This window comes from Ahrensia sp. 13_GOM-1096m, assembly GCF_000620605.1.
Lineage (GTDB): Bacteria > Pseudomonadota > Alphaproteobacteria > Rhizobiales > Rhizobiaceae > Ahrensia > Ahrensia kielensis.
Window position 1 is genome coordinate 61,977 of sequence record NZ_JIAX01000009.1, and the last position, 17,474, is coordinate 79,450.

Below are 17,474 nucleotides of genomic sequence, written 5' to 3' on the forward strand. Positions count from 1 at the left end.
TCCTGCACCGGCCACCCCAAATTATAGCCGCGGGCCGTAACCTAGCGTCAGTTTAGGATAAAACGCAAATTTATCCAGATATTGTCGCCCACGCTTGCACGACAAGGCGGCTGTGCTACATCACACACATCAAAGCGCATATGCTGCGCTCACCCAAATTTGGAGACGTTCTATGACAGCAGGTGTTGTGACCCGCTTTGCCCCTTCGCCAACTGGTTTTCTGCACATTGGCGGGGCGCGGACAGCGCTTTTTAACTGGCTTTATGCAAAACATACCGGCGGCAAAATGTTGCTGCGTATTGAGGATACCGACCGCGCACGCTCTACGGATGAAGCCGTCGAAGCCATTAAAGATGGTTTGACCTGGCTGGGTCTTGATTGGGACGGCGATGTAATTTCTCAATTTGACCGTGCTGATCGCCACCGCGAGATCGCAGAGCAATTGGTTGCCGATGGTAAAGCCTATTATTGCTATGCAACGCCTGAAGAATTGACCCAAATGCGCGAAGAACAACGCGCAGCGAAAAAGCCGCCGCGCTATGATGGTCGTTGGCGTGATCGTGATCCGAGCGAAGCGCCAGAAGGCGTTAAACCTTCAATTCGTATCAAAGCGCCGCAAACAGGTGAAACGCTTGTTGCAGATGCTGTTCAAGGTGATGTGCGTTTTCCCAATGCTGATCTTGATGATCTGGTAATCCTGCGCTCCGACGGCACACCTACTTATATGCTCGCTGTTGTGGTTGATGACCATGATATGGGCGTTACAGATATTATTCGCGGTGATGACCATTTGACCAATGCCGCACGTCAGCAAATTATCTATGATGCGCTTGGATGGCCTATCCCAAAAATGGCTCATATTCCGCTTATTCACGGTCCTGATGGTGCAAAATTATCCAAACGCCACGGCGCTCTTGGTGCGGAAGCTTACCGTGCGATGGGCTTCTTGCCAGTGGCTTTGCGTAATTATCTTGCGCGTTTGGGTTGGAGCCATGGCGATGATGAAATTATGTCTACCGAAGACATGATCTCATGGTTCCAAGTGAGCGACATTAACAAGGGCGCTGCACGCTTTGATATTCAAAAGCTTGAAGCTCTTAATGGTCATTATATTCGCGAAGCCGATGATATGTTTCTCGTTGATTCAATCGAGCAACTCTTGCCTTATCTTGAAGGCGGTGAAGATCTTTCAAAAAGCCTATTTGGACAAAACAAAGAGCGCCTTGTTGCGGCAATGCCAGGCTTAAAAAATCGCGCAAAGACTTTGTTGCAACTCATTGAAAGTACATATTATATTCACGCCTCAAGGCCGCTAAATTTTGATGAAAAAGCAGGCTCTATACTTGATGGCGACGCGCGCGCATTATTGGTTGATGCCCATACAGCTTTAAGCGCAGTAGATGATTGGACTGTTGAAGCTTTAGATGAAGCTGTGCGTGCTTTTGCAGATAGCAAAGAACTTAAACTTGGTAAGGTTGCTCAGCCAATTCGCGCCGCCTTAACGGGCCGTGCAACATCGCCGGGTGTGTTTGATGTTTTGTTCGTTTTGGGCAAGCAGGAAGCGTTAGCGCGTATTTCAGATCAAGCCTCCAACTAAGATATATGAACTTTATTGCATCGCACCAAATAACCCTTTGGGCTAGCTTGGCAGCTTGCCCGAAATGTTCTAGCAAGTGTGCACAGGACAACGGATCTTCGGGTTCGTGCATTGCATGAACCAACGAATGTCCATCATGACGAGGAGTATGAAAACGATGGCTGACAATAAGTCAAAGCTGAATGTCAATTCTAAGGATTACGAATACGAAGTTAAAAGCGGGACTATTGGTCCTGACGTAATCGATATTGGCAAGCTATACGCCCAAACAGGTATGTTTACGCTGGACCCTGGCTTTACATCCACCGCTTCATGTGAATCGCAAATTACCTATATCGATGGTGATGAAGGTGTTTTGCTGCACCGTGGTTACCCGATCGATCAATTGGCAGAACAAGGCGACTTCTTAGAAGTTTGCTACCTTCTTCTTTATGGCGAGTTGCCAACAAAAGCGCAGAAGAAAGACTTTGATTACCGCGTAACGCATCACACAATGGTGCATGAGCAGATGCAGCGCTTTTTCACTGGTTTCCGCCGTGATGCGCACCCAATGGCAATCATGTGCGGTGTTGTTGGCGCCCTTTCTGCGTTTTACCACGACTCAACAGATATTGCCGATGAGCACCAGCGTATGGTCGCATCATTGCGATTGATCGCCAAAATGCCAACAATCGCGGCTATGGCCTTCAAATATCATGTGGGACAGCCTTTCATATACCCACAGAACGATCTGGATTATTCTGCAAACTTCCTGCGCATGTGCTTTGCTGTTCCATGTGAAGAGTACAAAGGAAATCCTGTTCTTGCCAAAGCAATGGATAAAATCTTTATCCTTCACGCTGACCATGAACAAAATGCGTCAACATCAACCGTGCGTCTTGCTGGTTCTTCTGGCGCTAATCCTTTTGCTTGTATTGCTGCTGGTATTGCATGTCTTTGGGGCCCTGCTCATGGCGGCGCGAACGAAGCTGCGCTTAATATGTTGGCGGAAATTGGTCATGTTGACCGTATTCCTGAATTTATCGCCCGTGCGAAAGATAAGAACGATCCATTCCGCCTGATGGGCTTTGGACACCGCGTTTATAAAAATTACGATCCACGCGCTAAAATCATGCAGAAAACCTGTCATGAAGTTCTTACAGAACTTGGCATCAAGGACGATCCATTGCTCGACGTTGCGATGGAACTAGAAAGAATCGCGCTGACAGACCCATACTTCATTGAGAAGAAGCTTTATCCAAACATTGACTTCTATTCAGGCATCACGCTCAAAGCGCTCGGCTTCCCAACAACAATGTTCACAGTGCTGTTTGCATTGGCACGTACAGTTGGTTGGATTGCTCAGTGGAAAGAGATGATCGAAGATCCAGGCCAGCGTATTGGTCGCCCGCGCCAGCTTTATACAGGTTCAGCGCACCGCGATTATAAACCGGTCAATGAGCGCTAAGCGTTCGTTATAAACATTTAAAAAGCCCGGCTTAGACCGGGCTTTTTTTTAGTTCTTTTTACTGAGCAGTTTGGCGATGATTTCAGCTGAATGTTGGCTGGCACCTTTTTCGATGGCCATTTTTTTGCGCACTTCGCTGTACCCTTCCAGCACATATTGCCGCGCGAAAAGTTTTGGGTTCACCAGTTCTTCTATCGACCGTGCCAATACGCCGGCACGGACAAACTCTTCATAAAACTCTTTGATAATCGGCCTATCTACAATGATATTGGGCAATGCTGCCGACCATGTTGTGATCAATGATTTGGCAAGCCGCATGATAGGGTCAACACGGTAACAGCTGATTGCGGGTATGCCTGCTAAAGCCAGTTCCAGCGTCACAGTGCCAGAGGCTGCTAGCGCGACATCTGAACGCCTATAGGCATCAATCTGGCTTGCACGGTCTGTCGTTATCGTGGGCGATACGGGCCAGCTTGCCGTATATTGACGTATACGCGTTTCTAGCCGTGGTAAGGTAGGAAGACAAATATTGAGTTTGTTACCGCGCTCATGTAGCAAATGCACCGTTTTACCAAACTCGTCCATCAGCGCATTGATTTCGCCGCTGCGCGATCCGGGCAACACCAATAGGTTTATCGTATCGCTTTCAGGCATTACCTTATTGTAGTTGTGCTCCCACACGTTTTTCAGTGCAACATCCGATATAAGACGATGGCCCACATAATGGGTTTTGGGGCCGCCAAGCTTTTGCATGACTTCCGGCTCGAATGGTAAAATCGCCAGAATTTCATTGATATAGGATGCCATTTTTGCCGCACGTTCAGGCCGCCAAGCCCAAACGGTGGGTGCCACATATTTAACTATTGGCAAGTCCGGCAGCGTGGCTTTGACTTTTTTTGCCACGCGCAATGAAAAGTCAGGACTATCAATCAATAAAAGGCAGTCCGGCTTTTCTTTGATGATTGCATCTGCTGTTTGTTTAATGCGTGCAATCAGTTTCGGCAGTGTTTTGATGACAGCAGAAACGCCCGTAATAGCGATTTCAGCAGGGTCGAAGATAGATTTTAACCCCATGCTTTCGAGTCTTTCGCCGCCGACACCGATCAATTTTACGGGCTGATCAACAATCCCGTTGAGTGCGTCGATGAGTTCGCTGGCCAAGAGTTGTCCCGATTCTTCACCGGCAACAATTCCAATTTTATAGGGTTGGCCTTCAGTCATTTTGACTGCTCCCATAAGTACCATCAATGCCTATTATAAACATGTCAGCGGCATCAGCCTGTTTGATGACATCTTCAACATCAACAATCATTGCATTGTCGCCATGGACTGCAATGCCGTCGAGCATAGCCAGCGCTGCATTTTCAATGGTGGATTGACCAATGGTTGGCAAATCAACGCGTTTGTCCTGTTGGGGTTTGCACATTTTGACCAAAACGCCGCCGCGCGTATTTGTAAGGCGGCCATGTTGCTTCTGATCTGCAACACGTTGCAGCATCGCATCTGTGCCTTCAACGCCTTCTAGCGCAACGATATTGCGGCCGATGACAACGCAGCACTGTCCTGCATCAATCGCGCCTAGCGCTAAGGCGGCTTCAATGCCTCTTGCTATTGATGCTCTTTGAGAAGCCGTTGGCATAGAGCCGGCAATTTTGCCCATAGGCGCCAATAGCTGCGGCATCACATCATGCGCACCAACAACTTTGACACCGATTTCTTCGATTGTTTCCACGATTTTAGAAAGCAGTTCATTGTCACCGCTCACGAGACCAGAGACGAATCGACCGAGAAATTTCAGCGTGCTTAAATCAGGACGCAAATCTGTTATTTTCGGCCGTCTGCGAACACTGCCAATTATAACAACACGCTTGATTTGTTGCTCTTTCAGAACGGAAACCAGCTTGCCAATGGCCGCAACACTTATCTCTTCATGTTCGAAAGCATTAAGCGCCAGATCAGCTTCGCCTGCCAGCGTAATAATAAAAGGTTCTTGCTGATTTTGGCGCAAATAATGCGCGATCTGGACTGGCACTTTGCCGCCGCCTGCGATGATCGCAATGCGGCCGCCAGCGTTCGCATCGCCATTCAGGTCGCTGATTTTTGTACCGCGACCTGTCATGATTTAGATGCCTTCATGTTCACGGGCTTTGCGCCCTGTAATCGGCGTAATGAATTTGCGTTTACTGTCGGCAAGAATAAAGCCGAGCATGTCTTTTACCGCTTCGCTATTACTATATTCGGCCATCAATTCTGCAGCATTTTCTCGCAACGTGCCTGTGTTTTCTGCAAATAGCTTTTTGTAAGCACCACGCACAGCGTTGATTTCATCGCGGGCCATGCCGCCGCGTTTCATGCCAACAAGGTTCAAACCTGCTAAAAATGCGCGGCTGCCGACAACCATGCCGTAAGGAATAACATCATTTACCACAGCAGAAACACCGCCAATAAACGCATGATGGCCTACCGTGCAAAACTGGTGAATACCTGCGCCGCCGCCCACAATAACGCGGTCTCCGATGGTACAATGACCACCAATCATCACATTATTGGCAAAGGTTACATGTTCGCCCAAAATGGAATCATGGGCGACATGTGAATAGGCAAGAAACATACAATTATCGCCAACAATCGTCGTTCCACGCGCGTTACCAGTGCCGCGATTCATCGTAACGCCTTCACGCACAACAACGTTTTTACCAACGACCAGTGTGGTTTCTTCGCCCTTATATGCAGTGTTTTGTGCGTCAGATCCCAATACGGCATTTGGAAACACTTTCGTTCCCGCCCCTAGGGTCGTGTGGCCGATGACGCTGACATGGCTCATCAATTCGACATTTTCGTGTAGCTTCACATCGGCACCGACGTGACAAAACGGTCCGACCTTAACGCCAGATGCGAGTTCAGCCCCATCTTCAACATAGGCAGATGGATGCACTTCTACGGCAGTATTCGTCATTATTTGCTCCGGGACTTCGCATCTGACGGAGAAAGCATGGCTTGCACCTCGGCTTCGGCCACTTTTTCACCACCAACAATGCCAGTACATTCGTACTTGCAGATGCTGCCGCGCTGTTTGATGAGTTTAACGTGGTATTCCAGAACATCGCCCGGTACGACCGGCTTTCTGAACTTCACCTTGTCAATTGTCATGAAAAACACGAGCGCAGGCTTATCGAGTTTCAGATCGCGGATACCGATTGCGCCGGATGTCTGGGCCATGCCTTCAACAATCAACACGCCCGGCATAATTGGCTCGCCTGGAAAGTGTCCTTGAAAATGCGGCTCATTGAAAGTGACGTTCTTAATGCCAACAGCAGAACGATTGCCATCGATATTGATGATGCTGTCAACCAGCAGCAAAGGATAGCGGTGTGGCAAAAGGCGCATAATCTCGTGCAGATCGGCTTTTTCCAGCGCATTATCATGCGTCGTAACCTGATGTGTCATAGCAAGACTTTCCAAGTAGCGTTATTATTGAATTTTAAGCTTTATTTGGTTTCGCCAAGCGGCGCAATGTTGCTTGTTCACGAAAGAAAGCTTTGAATGGTTGCGCAGGCGTGCCAGCCCATTTTTCACCATCAGGAATATCGTTCATGACACTTGATGTTGCGGCAAGCTGAACGCCATTGCCCAGAGTGATATGATCGGAAATTCCCACACGGCCGCCAATAAGGCATCCATCGCCAATTTTAGCCGAGCCGGAAATGCCCGCAAAAGCTGCGATAGCACAGCTCCTGCCAATAACGACATTGTGTCCAATCTGAACCAGATTATCGATCTTGGTGCCCTCACCGATCACGGTATCGCTCAAAGCGCCGCGATCAATCGTGGTATTTGCGCCAATTTCAACATTGTCTTGAATGATAACACGGCCCAGCTGCGGCATTTTTTCAAGACCGCTATTCGATGCAACAAAGCCAAAACCGTCTTGGCCGATACGAACACCGGGATGTATCGAAACATCATCGCCGATCAATGCATATTGGACTGTCGCATTGGAACCAACCGAGGTGTTGCGGCCTATTTGACAGTTTTCGCCAATTGTTGCATTCGCACCAATGAAAGAACCAGCACCAATTGCGACACCTGCGCTGATAACAGCACCAGCACAAATTGTAACATCATCTTCAATCGTTGCAGTAGCATCGACGATAGAAAATTGCGAAATACCTGTTTCGACACGGCGATTGCCAAGACTATCTGGGTAAAGCTCGCGCGCTAAAGCAGCAAAGGATTGTTGTGGATTTTCAACAATAATCACCACCGGACCATCTGGCATTTGAGCTGCCAGCTTTTCCTGACAGATAACCGCGGCACATATGGATAGCGTGCTTAATTCCAGCCCTTTTGGGGACTGCACAAATGTAAGCATATCTGATTTGGGATTATTGGCTGCACAAAGGCCGAGGATCACATTGTCCTCTGCGCTCGAGCTTCCTTCGTCAACGCCTAGGAATGTCTTTATCCAGTTTAATGATGCTTTTTGAGTATCAAGTTTATGGAAGACTGGTGACGAATGGGACAATAGAGGACTCTCAACGAGCAAACACGCGATACAAGTGGAAAGTCCGGCACTTAGCCGGACTTTTTAATTTAGAATGCTGAAGACACAGAGAAGTTGAACTTCTGTACTTTGTCCGAGTCTTCTTTCGAAATCGGGAAAGCGTAATCAACACGCAGTGGTGCAAATGGCGACTGCCAAATCAAGCTAATACCGGCTGACGTACGGAATTTCATATCGTCAGTACCGGCTTTTACGCCAGCAAGGTCGCTTCCAAACACTGTACCTGCATCAGCAAACACAGCACCTTTAAAGCCTAGATCACGCGGGATAGCAGGCAGAGGAAACTGTGCTTCAGCAGTAAAGTTCAAATAGTTCTTACCACCGAGATGATTTCCAGCTGCATCAACAGGTCCGATACCATTATTGGCAAAACCACGAAGACGCGATGGTCCCATACGTAGATTGTCAAAGTATCGAATGTCTTCACCAAGGCCAGTAATGTTACCACCGCCTGCGCGCAAGAACCCGACAATGTCAGCCTCTTCAGAAAGCGTCTGATAATAGCGTCCATCAGCTGTTGTCTTGATGTAGCGTGCATCGCCGCCTAAACCTGCGACTTGCTGCTGAACCGTTACATAAATACCTTCATGCGGATCATTGCGATCATCAATTGAATTATAGACAAAGCCATAATTGATTGCGGAGCGTGTATATGGGTTTCGGCCTGCATCAAATTCCGTTTGAATGGAATCTGGCAAAGTACAGCTAGCAAGAGAATTATCGACGGCACCGGTTCCGGTAATACAATTGCCGTCGGCAGTATATTCGTCTTGCGAATAAGAATAACCGAAATTGGCGCTGAAATTATCCGTAATTGGCAAGCCGAAGCTTACTGAGCCGCCATTTGTCGCGCTATCGTAATCTTCATCTTTATAGGTGTTTGTGCTTCTAAACGCACGGAAAGTTGCCGACATGCGGTAGCCCAAGAAATAAGGCTCTGTGAAGGATACGTTATAAGTGCGGGTATCAACACCACCGCCAACAGCAAAGCGAATTGCCTGTCCGCGACCTTGGAAGTTACGCTGAGAGATTGAACCCTCAAAGTTTACGCCCTTATCAGATGTATCCGTGCTGCCGGTTGAGTAACCAACGCCGATACCAAACTCACCTGTTGGCTTGTCTGCAACTTGTACAACGATAACAACGCGGTCTGGCTGTGAGCCTGCGCGTGTTGTGATTTCAACGCGTTGGAAAAAGTCCAATGCTTCCAAGCGCTTCTGCGCACGGCGGATCAGAATCTGGTTGAAAGCATCGCCTTCTGACAGATCAAATTCACGGCGGATAACATAATCGCGTGTTGTTGTATTACCAACGATTTCAATACGTTCAACATAGGCGCGCTGGCCTTGGTCAACGATGTAGGAAACGTCGATTGTGTTGTTTTCGAAATTGCGGTTACCAACAGGCGTCACTTCCGCAAACGGAAAGCCTTTAGCGGCAAGCTTTTCAGACATTGCGATAAGCGTGTCTTCAACATCTTTTGCGCTGTATGTTTTGCCGTCGCGGGTTTCTACAGAGCGTTTCAGCTCCTCTGGATCAACGCCAGAAACCGTGCTGTCGATATCAATATTGCCGAATGCATAGCGCTCACCTTCATCAACTTCGAAGTTGATGGCGAGATTGCCTGTTTCAGGGTCAACATTCGCTGAAGAAGAAATCACACGGAAATCTGCATAGCCACGGTTAAAATAGAAGCGGCGAAGCTGTTCTTCGTCTGCGGCTAAACGCTGGTCGTCATAAACGTCCGTGCGTGTGAACCATGACAACAAGTTTGTTTTCTTGATTGAAATGATGCCTTGGAGGCGGCGATCACCAAACGCATTGTTACCAACAAAGTTGACCTGCGAAATTTTCGTTTTTCCGCCTTCAGCAATCTGGAAGATTACGTTGACGCGGTTTTCACCCAAATCAACAACGCTTGCGTTGACTTCAACGTCAGAACGGCCAGTGCGGCTGTAAGCCTCAACAATGGCGTCAACATCAGCATCAAGTGTTTCTTGGTCAAAACGTTCGCGTGAACGCAAACGCACAACCGCAGAAAGACGATCGTCTTTTAGCTTGCGGTTACCTTGGAAGAGCACCTGATTGACCGTGCCGTATTCAACAACACTGATAACCAGTGTTGAACCTGACGTCTTTACAGACACATCAGAAAATAGACCTGTACGGAAAAGTGCTTTAACAGCGCTGTCGATTTCAGAACCTGAAAAATTCTTTCCAGATTTATAGCCGACGAAATCAGCAATCGTTGCATCGGCAACACGTTGATTACCGCTCACTGAAATCGAGCGTACAACGGCTGCTTGTGCAGCAGATACGCTGACAGCCTGAAGAAGAATAGCGCCGCCAACAGCTGGTGTGACGGATAAGGCAAATATCGATGCCGCGTTTAGTAATTTTCTAGCCGCTCTCATGCGGTTACTTCCCCACTATTGTCTGTTTGTTCGCACGCACAGGCGCACCTATTCCACAGTTATCTAAGTCGTATTACAGTCTTTTTACATACACGCAAGCTTTAGGGTTAAAAAGCCTTTACCTTGTGCCGTTCCGTGACGTTTTAGCCACTAATTTCTCGTTCCTATGGTTAAAAAACCATGATTTTCACGTCAACTAGCGCTAAAAATGCGAGTCACGTCGTTCCACGTCGCAAAGACCATCAAACCAAGAATCAGCGCGAATCCAATCCGATATCCGAATTCCTGTGTTCGCTCTGAAAGTGGCTTTCCTAAGACAGTTTCACAAAGATAAAACAATAGATGGCCGCCATCAAGTACTGGAATCGGCAGCAGGTTCAAAAGACCGATTGAAACCGATAAAATCGCCGCCAGATTGAGTAAAGCTGCAAATCCAAGTGTGGCAACTTGCCCCGAAACCTGAGCGACGCGAATTGGACCGCCAATTTGATCTGCCTTTTCACGTCCTGTGACAACACCCGACAAATAACCGCCTGTACGCGCGATAACCCAGCCGGTTTCTTTCACGCCCATCCACAGCGACTCACCGATGCCATATTCGCGATTACGGAAATTGCCGACTTCCGAATTATTGGTCACGCCAATAATGCCCTGCTCCATTTTATTGCCGAAGCGATCTTCAATTTCCAAACGCTCAGGCGTAACGGTCAAATCAAGTTCTTCATCGCCGCGGCGCATACGCATGACAATCGGCGTCTCGGCGCGCGGTGCGACATAGCGCTGAACATCAGAAAATGTTTCAACAGCTGCACCGTCAACAGAAACAAAAATATCGCCAACTTCAATGCCAGCAGCTTCTGCCGCGCTTTGCGTACGCACTTCGGCAACAATGGGATCTGCAATTGTTCGGCCATATGTTGCTGTAATTACTGAAAATATTACGATGGCTAAAATAAAATTAGCAATCGGACCTGCTGCAACAGTTGCTGCGCGCCGCCATACTGCTTTGTTATGAAACGCGCGCGCTTGATCTGCTTCAGACAGTTTTGCATTCGGATCATGCTCGGTAGACGTCGTTGAGGCGGCATTCATATCGCCAACAAACTTAACATAGCCGCCAAGCGGTATGAGAGACAGGCGCCAGCGTGTGCCGCGCTTATCATTAATGCCGAATATCTCTGGGCCAAAGCCCACGGAAAATGTCGTCGCGCCAATACCGCATAAGCGCCCTACCCAGTAATGCCCAAGTTCGTGAATGAACACCACGATGGTCAACACGAAGAGGAAAGGCACAAGTGTGCCCAATATAAATCCATCTGTTGATATCAGGCTGGAGACAAATTCCATGAAAACTACCTATAATAGAATCGCGCTAACGCGTTAAACAAACAATGCTGTTGCTGGTGCAACCAGACCATTGATAACGACACTGAACACCCACAATACAATTGCAGCGAAAAGTAGGCCGTCGACCCGGTCCATCATACCGCCGTGCCCTGGGATGATATATCCGGAATCTTTAACGCCTGCGCGCCGTTTAATGCCAGATTCGAACAGGTCACCCATTTGGGAAACAGCCGAGAGCACAATGGCCAACAGCAATAAGCCGCCTTGGTTGTGCACCCCAGAAACAATGATAATGATCCATGCGCCAAATGCGGCAGCAATGATACCGCCCATTGCCCCTGACATTGTTTTATTAGGAGATATTGAAGGCGCAAGCTTGGGCCCGCCAACAAGTCTTCCCACAAAATAAGCACCTATATCTGTGAACCAGACGGTGACGCACAAATAAAGGATAGCAATCAATCCGGCTGTGCTTTCAAATCCGCCGCGCAGGCTCACCATCGCGATCAAAAAACCACCGGCATATAAAAGACCGGATACGCCGCGGGTTCCACCAGACCAAGATAGCAATAGGCTGCTTGCAATCCCGAATGCCGCAATAATTGTTATAAACAGAAACGTTCCTGAAAAGAATAACAAGGCGATCGTCATAATGGCGATACAGACAAACCCGACGAGCTTTGCGCGGTCATCCCCGTCGGGCAGCATAATATTGGTCCATTCAGACCAAATAATTGCCGACATAACGCCAATGAGAGCCGCAAAAAGCCAGCCGCCCATAAAGATGGCGAATAAAAACACAACGGCCATAACAATGCCGGAGACAACGCGTAAATAAAGTTCGCTCATAATATAGCGCCTTTTACGGCTTCAACACCGCCATAGCGGCGCTCGCGCCGTGTGAACTCTTGAATAGCCTCTTCCAAGTGGCTTTCGTCGAAGTCTGGCCACATGCAATCCAGAAACACCATTTCTGCATAGGCAACCTGCCAAAGCAAGAAATTAGACAAACGCATTTCACCGCTTGTCCTAAGAATTAAATCAGGATCAGGGCTGGCAACAGTATCCATGACGGCTGAAATATGTTGCTCGGTAACAGGTTTTCCGTTTGCGACGGGTCCAGACGGGTCGTCTATGATGGTTTGCATCGCGCGAACAATTTCATCACGCCCACCATAGTTAAAGGCGATATTCAAATTAAGTTCAGTATTATGCGCGGTTTTTTCTTCTGCAGATTCAATCAGCGCCAATATATCAGGGCGCAAACCTTCTCTGCGGCCGATGATGCGCACCCGAACACCGTTTGAAGCAAGTTCGGCCAAATCACGCCGAATATAAAGCTTGAGCAAGCCAAGGAGATCTTTGACCTCGTCGGCTGGCCGCGACCAGTTTTCAGATGAAAACGCATATAAAGTGAGGTGCTTGATGCCAAATTTTGGAACAGACTTTACGGTACGGCGCAAAGCCTCAACACCCGCTTTATGACCGAATGTACGCGGCATTCCGCGTGCGGCAGCCCAGCGCCCATTGCCATCCATAATAATGGCAAGATGGTTCACTGGCTGTGTCATGTTGGCGGGTGTGTCATTCAGCAAATCTGCAAAGCTCCTCTTTCATTTGGATTTGCGACTAAAATTAAGCCGCAAATGATCAAACCTGCAAAATTTCCTGCTCTTTTTCGGTCAACATTTTATCAATGCGCTCGATAAAACCGTCGGTTTGTTTTTGCACTGATTCAGATTCAGCGCGGGCTTCGTCCTTACCCAAATCGCCGTCTTTTTCCAGCTTTTTGAGGATATCCATACCGTCACGGCGCACATGGCGTACAGCAATACGCGCATTTTCCGCATATTGGTTGGCAACTTTCACAAGTTCGCGGCGACGCTCTTCGTTGAGCTCCGGCAATGGAACGCGCACTGTCGTGCCATCTGTCATCGGGTTAAGGCCGAGCGTTGATTCACGGATTGCTTTTTCCACAGCAGAAACCATGCCTTTGTCCCAAACATTAACGGCAAGCATGCGTGGTTCTGGCACTGTGACGTTGGCAACCTGCGTGATTGGCATTTGGCTGCCATACGCATCAATCATAATTGGATCGAGCAAGCTGGCCGAAGCACGCCCCGTGCGCAAACCTGCCAAATCACCGGAAAATGCATTGATTGCGCCTTCCATACGGCGTTTTAAATCCGCCAAATCATATTCATTACTCATCTGGCTAAACCCCTATAGTTATGCTTTCGCCCTGTGCATATAGTCCTGATTATACAGTCTATGTGCACCAATATTGATCAAAATGAGGACTACACCTCGGTTACAACTGTTGCGCGTCCGCGCCCATTCAAAATTTCGGCAAACATGCCTTTTTCGTGGATCGAGAACACGATAATTGGAATGTGGTTTTCGCGTGTAAGCGCAACGGCCGCGACATCCATGACGTTGAGGCCTTTATCCAAAACCTCTTTATGTGTCAGCTTATCAAAGCGCGTTGCTGCCGGATCTTTTTTCGGATCGGCTGAATAGATGCCGTCGACTTGCGTTCCTTTGAACAAGGCATCCGCGCCAATTTCTGCAGCGCGCAAAGCAGATGCAGAATCGGTTGTGAAATATGGATTGCCAGTACCGCCAGCAAAGATCACGACACGGCCTGTATTGATGTAAGCCATTGCTTTGCGCTGAGAAAAACTCTCGCAGATTTCTGGCATCGCAATCGCAGATAAAACAACGGCGTCAATGCCATGTTTTTGAAGTGATGTACGAAGCGCCACAGAATTGATCACAGTGGCTAGCATGCCCATATGGTCGCCGCTGACGCGGTCACCGCCGCGCGAGGCAACAGCAACACCGCGGAAAATATTGCCGCCGCCAATAACGATTGCAACTTCCACGCCTAAGTCGCGGGCTTGTTTGATATCACCGGCAATTCGGTCTGCAACAGAAACATCAATGCCGAAGCCTTGATCGCCCATCAATGCCTCTCCCGAGACCTTAATCAAAACGCGTTTGTAGAGAGGCGTGTCCGTCATCGTTCTATATTACTTTCAATGTGGGCGTGTGGATTCGTACTTTCGATACAACAAGGGCACCGCGTTGTCACGCGATGCCCTATAAATGTTCAATTCAAACCAAAGGTTTTCTTAACAAGATAACCAGCAGGAATTGTTTTAGCCTTTTGCAGCCGCTGCTACTTCTGCAGCAAAGTCGCTTTCTTCTTTTTCAACGCCTTCGCCAAGAGCGAAACGTACCATGCCAGTAATTTTAGCAGGTGCGCCGATTTCTTTTTCAGCTTCTTTAAGAGCAGCTTCAACAGAAAGATCAGGGTTGATAACGAATGCTTGGTTCAACAAGCAAACTTCACCGTAGAATTTGTTGATACGGCCTTCGACCATTTTCTCAATAATGTTGGCTGGCTTACCTGAAGCGGCTGCCTGCTCTGAGAAGATAGCGCGTTCACGCTCAACAACATCCTGATCAAGATCAGAAGGGCTGATTGAAAGTGGGTTAGTCGCTGCAACATGCATAGCGATTTGGCGGCCAATTGCTTGCGCAGCAGCTGCATCGCCAGTTGTTTCGATAGCAATAAGAACACCGAGCTTACCAAGATCAGTTGCAACAGCATTGTGCACATATGATGCAACAACGCCTGAACCAACGCTCAACTTTGCAGTGCGACGTAGGTTCATGTTTTCGCCGATTGTGCTGATAGCGTCTTTGATCGCGCCATCAACGCTTTTGCCGCCAAGGTCAGCTGCAAGAACAGCTTCAACTGAACCGTCTGTACCTATAGCTGCACCAGCAACACCAGTTACCAACGCTTGGAAGTCATCGTTGCGTGCAACAAAGTCAGTTTCAGAGTTTAGCTCAACAACAACGCCGTCAGTGCCTTCGCTCTTCACGCTAACAAGACCTTCAGCGGCTGTACGGCCAGCTTTTTTGTCCGCTTTCGCGATACCTTTTGTGCGAAGCCAGTCCATCGCGGCTTCAATATTGCCGTCGTTTTCCTGAAGTGCTTTTTTACAGTCCATCATGCCTGCGCCAGATGCTTCGCGCAGTTCTTTTACCATTGCTGCAGTAATCGTAGCCATTTTCATTACCTCTTGTGCCGCTCATGTAAAATACATGCGGCTTATTTTCGATCAGACCCTAAATAGGTGCTCTGAACGTGATTTTCATCAGTTTTATGAAAGTGCATGTGCGGAAGCTAATTTGCATCCGCACATGGCTTATAAATTCAAGCGTTTAACGCTTATTCAGCAGGTGCAGCTTCTTCAGCCAAAGCTTCTTCTACTGGTGCGTCTACCATGCCACCAATATCGATGCCTGATGCGCCGGCCTGACGTGCAATGCCGTCAAGCGCTGATTTAGCAATAAGATCGCAATAAAGTGAAATTGCGCGTGCTGCGTCATCGTTACCTGGAATTGGGAAGTCAACAACATCTGGGTTACAGTTTGAGTCAACGATCGCGATAACAGGAATTTTCAGGCGGTGCGCTTCTTGAATAGCGATTGCTTCTTTGTTGGTATCAACAACAAACATAAGGTCCGGCACGCCGCCCATGTCTTTGATACCGCCAAGTGCGCGGTTTAGCTTTTCACGCTCACGTGTGAGGTTCAAAAGCTCTTTCTTCGTAAAGCCTTGGCCTTCGCCAGCAAGCAATTCGTCTAGTTTACGAAGGCGCTGAATTGAATTGGAAATTGTTTTCCAGTTCGTCAACATGCCGCCGAGCCAGCGTGCGTTTACGTAGTACTGTGCTGAGCGCTCTGCAGCGTCTGCAACGATCTCAGAAGCCTGACGCTTTGTACCAACGAAAAGAACGCGGCCGCCGCCTGCAACAGTGTCAGACACCATTTTAAGCGCGTTTGAAAGAAGCGGAACAGTCTGTGAAAGATCGAGAATGTGAACGTTGTTACGGTCACCAAAAATGTACTTAGCCATTTTTGGGTTCCAGCGGTGTGTCTGGTGACCAAAGTGTACGCCTGCTTCTAGGAGCTGACGCATTGAGAAATCTGGCAATGCCATCGTATTTTCCTTTCCGGTTTAGCCTCCACGGAGAGAAGCAACATTATGTTGCAACCGGTGGTGCTTTGGGATTTCTCCCCAAAACACACAGACTCCGTGTGTGGAATGGCGCTGCCTTAACGCACAGCGCCTTTAAATGCAATAGAGCGTCGCAGAAACTAGCCTTCGCAGCTTTCCGCTTCAATCAACTCAAGGTCTGTAATCTTTCCTGTCAATGAAAATTCACCATAATCCATTTCCAAATCACGGGTCACGCCATTGTCGTAAAGTTTAAAAGCAATTGTATATTCCGGCAACGCTTCTTGTTTATCGGCCTTGTCAAAATAAGAGATTGTCACCTTGCGGTAATCATCATCTGCCATTGCGCCCAGCACAGTCTTGTCTTCATCTGCATTTGTCTGTTCAGAGCCAACGATGACTGTCGTTGAGAGCACACGGTCGCCGCCATCAGAACCGTCAAATATTGGCAGCTCAAAAAAGGTTTCACCCGCATCTGCGCGGTTGAGCAAGTCAACAATATGAGCCGTTGGGAACATCGCTGGCGACAATTCCAGATTAACCTCGTCAGGTTTTGCCAGTGCCACGGCCGTGTTGTCTTTTTTCGAAACAGCCCTGCCTTCGATCTCACGGTCTTTCTTGTCGTTTACATAGGTTTGCGTGACAAAGCGGAAATTTTCACCCTCAGCGTCTTCATATGTGGAGGTGCGTTGATCGGTAACATTTGATTCGCCGCGCGCCGTAACACGGTTCACAAATCTGAAACTCGTCGTGTAGCCCTCACAGGTTGAGCCACGAAACTCATAAACGATACGCCCGCTCATGCCATTTATACCGCTGCGTTCGGATGCTTCGTCTAAGTTGACGTCATAGACAGCGCGGTGCGGCACGAGATTAACCTCAGCAAAAGCAGTGTTTGCCGGCACAATAAAGCCCGCCAGTGCTGCACAAGATAAGGCAATTTGATACTTGGTAAAAATTGGACGCATAGGTTTCCTCTAAGATTTGACTTGAATATAGAATTTCTCGTGGCAGAAGCGAGGCAGAAGATATTTATTTACAATCAATTTTTGCATCAGGTTAACAGGAGC

Annotated in this window: 16 protein-coding genes; 2 read left to right on the forward strand and 14 right to left on the reverse strand. The window is 48.2% G+C overall.

Annotated features, from left to right (window positions below):
• The first annotated feature begins 172 nt into the window (after positions 1 to 172).
• The gene (gene gltX / locus N530_RS0104160) at positions 173 to 1,597 is read left to right on the forward strand and encodes a glutamate--tRNA ligase (RefSeq protein WP_026479688.1); all 1,425 of its coding nucleotides are present in this window, start codon (positions 173 to 175) and stop codon (positions 1,595 to 1,597) included.
• Between the two features lie 157 nt (positions 1,598 to 1,754).
• On the forward strand, positions 1,755 to 3,044 hold the full coding sequence (gltA, locus tag N530_RS0104165; RefSeq protein WP_026479689.1) for a citrate synthase: 1,290 nt from the start codon (positions 1,755 to 1,757) through the stop codon (positions 3,042 to 3,044).
• A gap of 48 nt (positions 3,045 to 3,092) precedes the next feature.
• On the opposite strand, the gene lpxB is transcribed toward gltA, so the two are convergent.
• From lpxB to N530_RS0104240, 14 genes are all read right to left on the reverse strand, one after another.
• Complete coding sequence (gene lpxB / locus N530_RS0104170) at positions 3,093 to 4,265, reverse strand: lipid-A-disaccharide synthase (RefSeq protein ID WP_026479690.1); 1,173 nt, start codon at positions 4,263 to 4,265, stop codon at positions 3,093 to 3,095.
• Positions 4,258 to 5,163 carry an LpxI family protein gene (locus N530_RS0104175; RefSeq protein WP_051540753.1) on the reverse strand — a complete coding sequence of 302 codons (906 nt, stop codon included), beginning with the start codon at positions 5,161 to 5,163 and terminating at the stop codon, positions 4,258 to 4,260. The genes lpxB and N530_RS0104175 overlap by 8 nt, the downstream gene beginning before the upstream one ends.
• A gap of 3 nt (positions 5,164 to 5,166) precedes the next feature.
• A complete protein-coding gene (lpxA, locus tag N530_RS0104180) occupies positions 5,167 to 6,000 on the reverse strand; it encodes an acyl-ACP--UDP-N-acetylglucosamine O-acyltransferase (protein WP_026479692.1) in 834 nt (277 codons plus the stop codon).
• Positions 6,000 to 6,491, reverse strand: coding sequence for a 3-hydroxyacyl-ACP dehydratase FabZ (fabZ, locus tag N530_RS0104185; protein WP_026479693.1), 492 nt, complete (start codon positions 6,489 to 6,491; stop codon positions 6,000 to 6,002). The genes lpxA and fabZ overlap by 1 nt, the downstream gene beginning before the upstream one ends.
• Before the next feature lie 34 nt (positions 6,492 to 6,525).
• The gene (gene lpxD / locus N530_RS17400) at positions 6,526 to 7,569 is read right to left on the reverse strand and encodes a UDP-3-O-(3-hydroxymyristoyl)glucosamine N-acyltransferase (RefSeq protein ID WP_035266380.1); all 1,044 of its coding nucleotides are present in this window, start codon (positions 7,567 to 7,569) and stop codon (positions 6,526 to 6,528) included.
• Positions 7,570 to 7,637: 68 nt separating this feature from the next.
• Positions 7,638 to 10,022 carry an outer membrane protein assembly factor BamA gene (bamA, locus tag N530_RS0104195; RefSeq protein ID WP_026479694.1) on the reverse strand — a complete coding sequence of 795 codons (2,385 nt, stop codon included), beginning with the start codon at positions 10,020 to 10,022 and terminating at the stop codon, positions 7,638 to 7,640.
• A 192-nt stretch (positions 10,023 to 10,214) separates the two neighbouring features.
• Positions 10,215 to 11,369 (reverse strand): RIP metalloprotease RseP, encoded by a 1,155-nt coding sequence (rseP, locus tag N530_RS0104200; protein WP_035266382.1) that lies wholly within the window; start codon positions 11,367 to 11,369, stop codon positions 10,215 to 10,217.
• A 33-nt stretch (positions 11,370 to 11,402) separates the two neighbouring features.
• Entirely contained in the window at positions 11,403 to 12,218 is an 816-nt protein-coding gene (locus N530_RS0104205; RefSeq protein ID WP_026479696.1) for a phosphatidate cytidylyltransferase, read from the reverse strand.
• Positions 12,215 to 12,940, reverse strand: a complete 726-nt coding sequence (locus tag N530_RS0104210; RefSeq protein WP_018687796.1) for an isoprenyl transferase — start codon at positions 12,938 to 12,940, stop codon at positions 12,215 to 12,217. Before N530_RS0104210 ends, N530_RS0104205 begins: the two co-directional genes overlap by 4 nt.
• 79 nt (positions 12,941 to 13,019) lie before the next feature.
• On the reverse strand, positions 13,020 to 13,580 hold the full coding sequence (gene frr, locus N530_RS0104220) for a ribosome recycling factor (RefSeq protein ID WP_018687795.1): 561 nt from the start codon (positions 13,578 to 13,580) through the stop codon (positions 13,020 to 13,022).
• An 89-nt stretch (positions 13,581 to 13,669) separates the two neighbouring features.
• Positions 13,670 to 14,392: a UMP kinase gene (gene pyrH, locus N530_RS0104225; RefSeq protein ID WP_026317171.1), complete on the reverse strand. Its 723-nt coding sequence runs from the start codon at positions 14,390 to 14,392 to the stop codon at positions 13,670 to 13,672.
• 138 nt (positions 14,393 to 14,530) lie between these two features.
• On the reverse strand, positions 14,531 to 15,451 hold the full coding sequence (tsf, locus tag N530_RS0104230) for a translation elongation factor Ts (RefSeq protein WP_371179691.1): 921 nt from the start codon (positions 15,449 to 15,451) through the stop codon (positions 14,531 to 14,533).
• Between the two features lie 161 nt (positions 15,452 to 15,612).
• On the reverse strand, positions 15,613 to 16,386 hold the full coding sequence (rpsB, locus tag N530_RS0104235; protein ID WP_018687792.1) for a 30S ribosomal protein S2: 774 nt from the start codon (positions 16,384 to 16,386) through the stop codon (positions 15,613 to 15,615).
• 158 nt (positions 16,387 to 16,544) lie between these two features.
• On the reverse strand, positions 16,545 to 17,372 hold the full coding sequence (locus N530_RS0104240; protein WP_026479698.1) for a cell envelope integrity EipB family protein: 828 nt from the start codon (positions 17,370 to 17,372) through the stop codon (positions 16,545 to 16,547).
• Between the last annotated feature and the right edge of the window lie 102 nt (positions 17,373 to 17,474).

What these genes read in the sequence shown, in the direction of transcription:
- gltX (WP_026479688.1), top strand. Translation starts at nt 173, where the DNA reads ATGACAGCAGGTGTTGTGACCCGCTTTGCCCCTTCGCCAACTGGTTTT.
- gltA (WP_026479689.1), top strand. Translation starts at nt 1,755, where the DNA reads ATGGCTGACAATAAGTCAAAGCTGAATGTCAATTCTAAGGATTACGAA.
- lpxB (WP_026479690.1), bottom strand. Translation starts at nt 4,265, where the DNA reads ATGACTGAAGGCCAACCCTATAAAATTGGAATTGTTGCCGGTGAAGAA.
- N530_RS0104175 (WP_051540753.1), bottom strand. Translation starts at nt 5,163, where the DNA reads ATGACAGGTCGCGGTACAAAAATCAGCGACCTGAATGGCGATGCGAAC.
- lpxA (WP_026479692.1), bottom strand. Translation starts at nt 6,000, where the DNA reads ATGACGAATACTGCCGTAGAAGTGCATCCATCTGCCTATGTTGAAGAT.
- fabZ (WP_026479693.1), bottom strand. Translation starts at nt 6,491, where the DNA reads ATGACACATCAGGTTACGACGCATGATAATGCGCTGGAAAAAGCCGAT.
- bamA (WP_026479694.1), bottom strand. Translation starts at nt 10,022, where the DNA reads ATGAGAGCGGCTAGAAAATTACTAAACGCGGCATCGATATTTGCCTTA.
- rseP (WP_035266382.1), bottom strand. Translation starts at nt 11,369, where the DNA reads ATGGAATTTGTCTCCAGCCTGATATCAACAGATGGATTTATATTGGGC.
- N530_RS0104205 (WP_026479696.1), bottom strand. Translation starts at nt 12,218, where the DNA reads ATGAGCGAACTTTATTTACGCGTTGTCTCCGGCATTGTTATGGCCGTT.
- N530_RS0104210 (WP_018687796.1), bottom strand. Translation starts at nt 12,940, where the DNA reads ATGACACAGCCAGTGAACCATCTTGCCATTATTATGGATGGCAATGGG.
- frr (WP_018687795.1), bottom strand. Translation starts at nt 13,580, where the DNA reads ATGAGTAATGAATATGATTTGGCGGATTTAAAACGCCGTATGGAAGGC.
- pyrH (WP_026317171.1), bottom strand. Translation starts at nt 14,392, where the DNA reads ATGACGGACACGCCTCTCTACAAACGCGTTTTGATTAAGGTCTCGGGA.
- tsf (WP_371179691.1), bottom strand. Translation starts at nt 15,451, where the DNA reads ATGGCTACGATTACTGCAGCAATGGTAAAAGAACTGCGCGAAGCATCT.
- rpsB (WP_018687792.1), bottom strand. Translation starts at nt 16,386, where the DNA reads ATGGCATTGCCAGATTTCTCAATGCGTCAGCTCCTAGAAGCAGGCGTA.
- N530_RS0104240 (WP_026479698.1), bottom strand. Translation starts at nt 17,372, where the DNA reads ATGCGTCCAATTTTTACCAAGTATCAAATTGCCTTATCTTGTGCAGCA.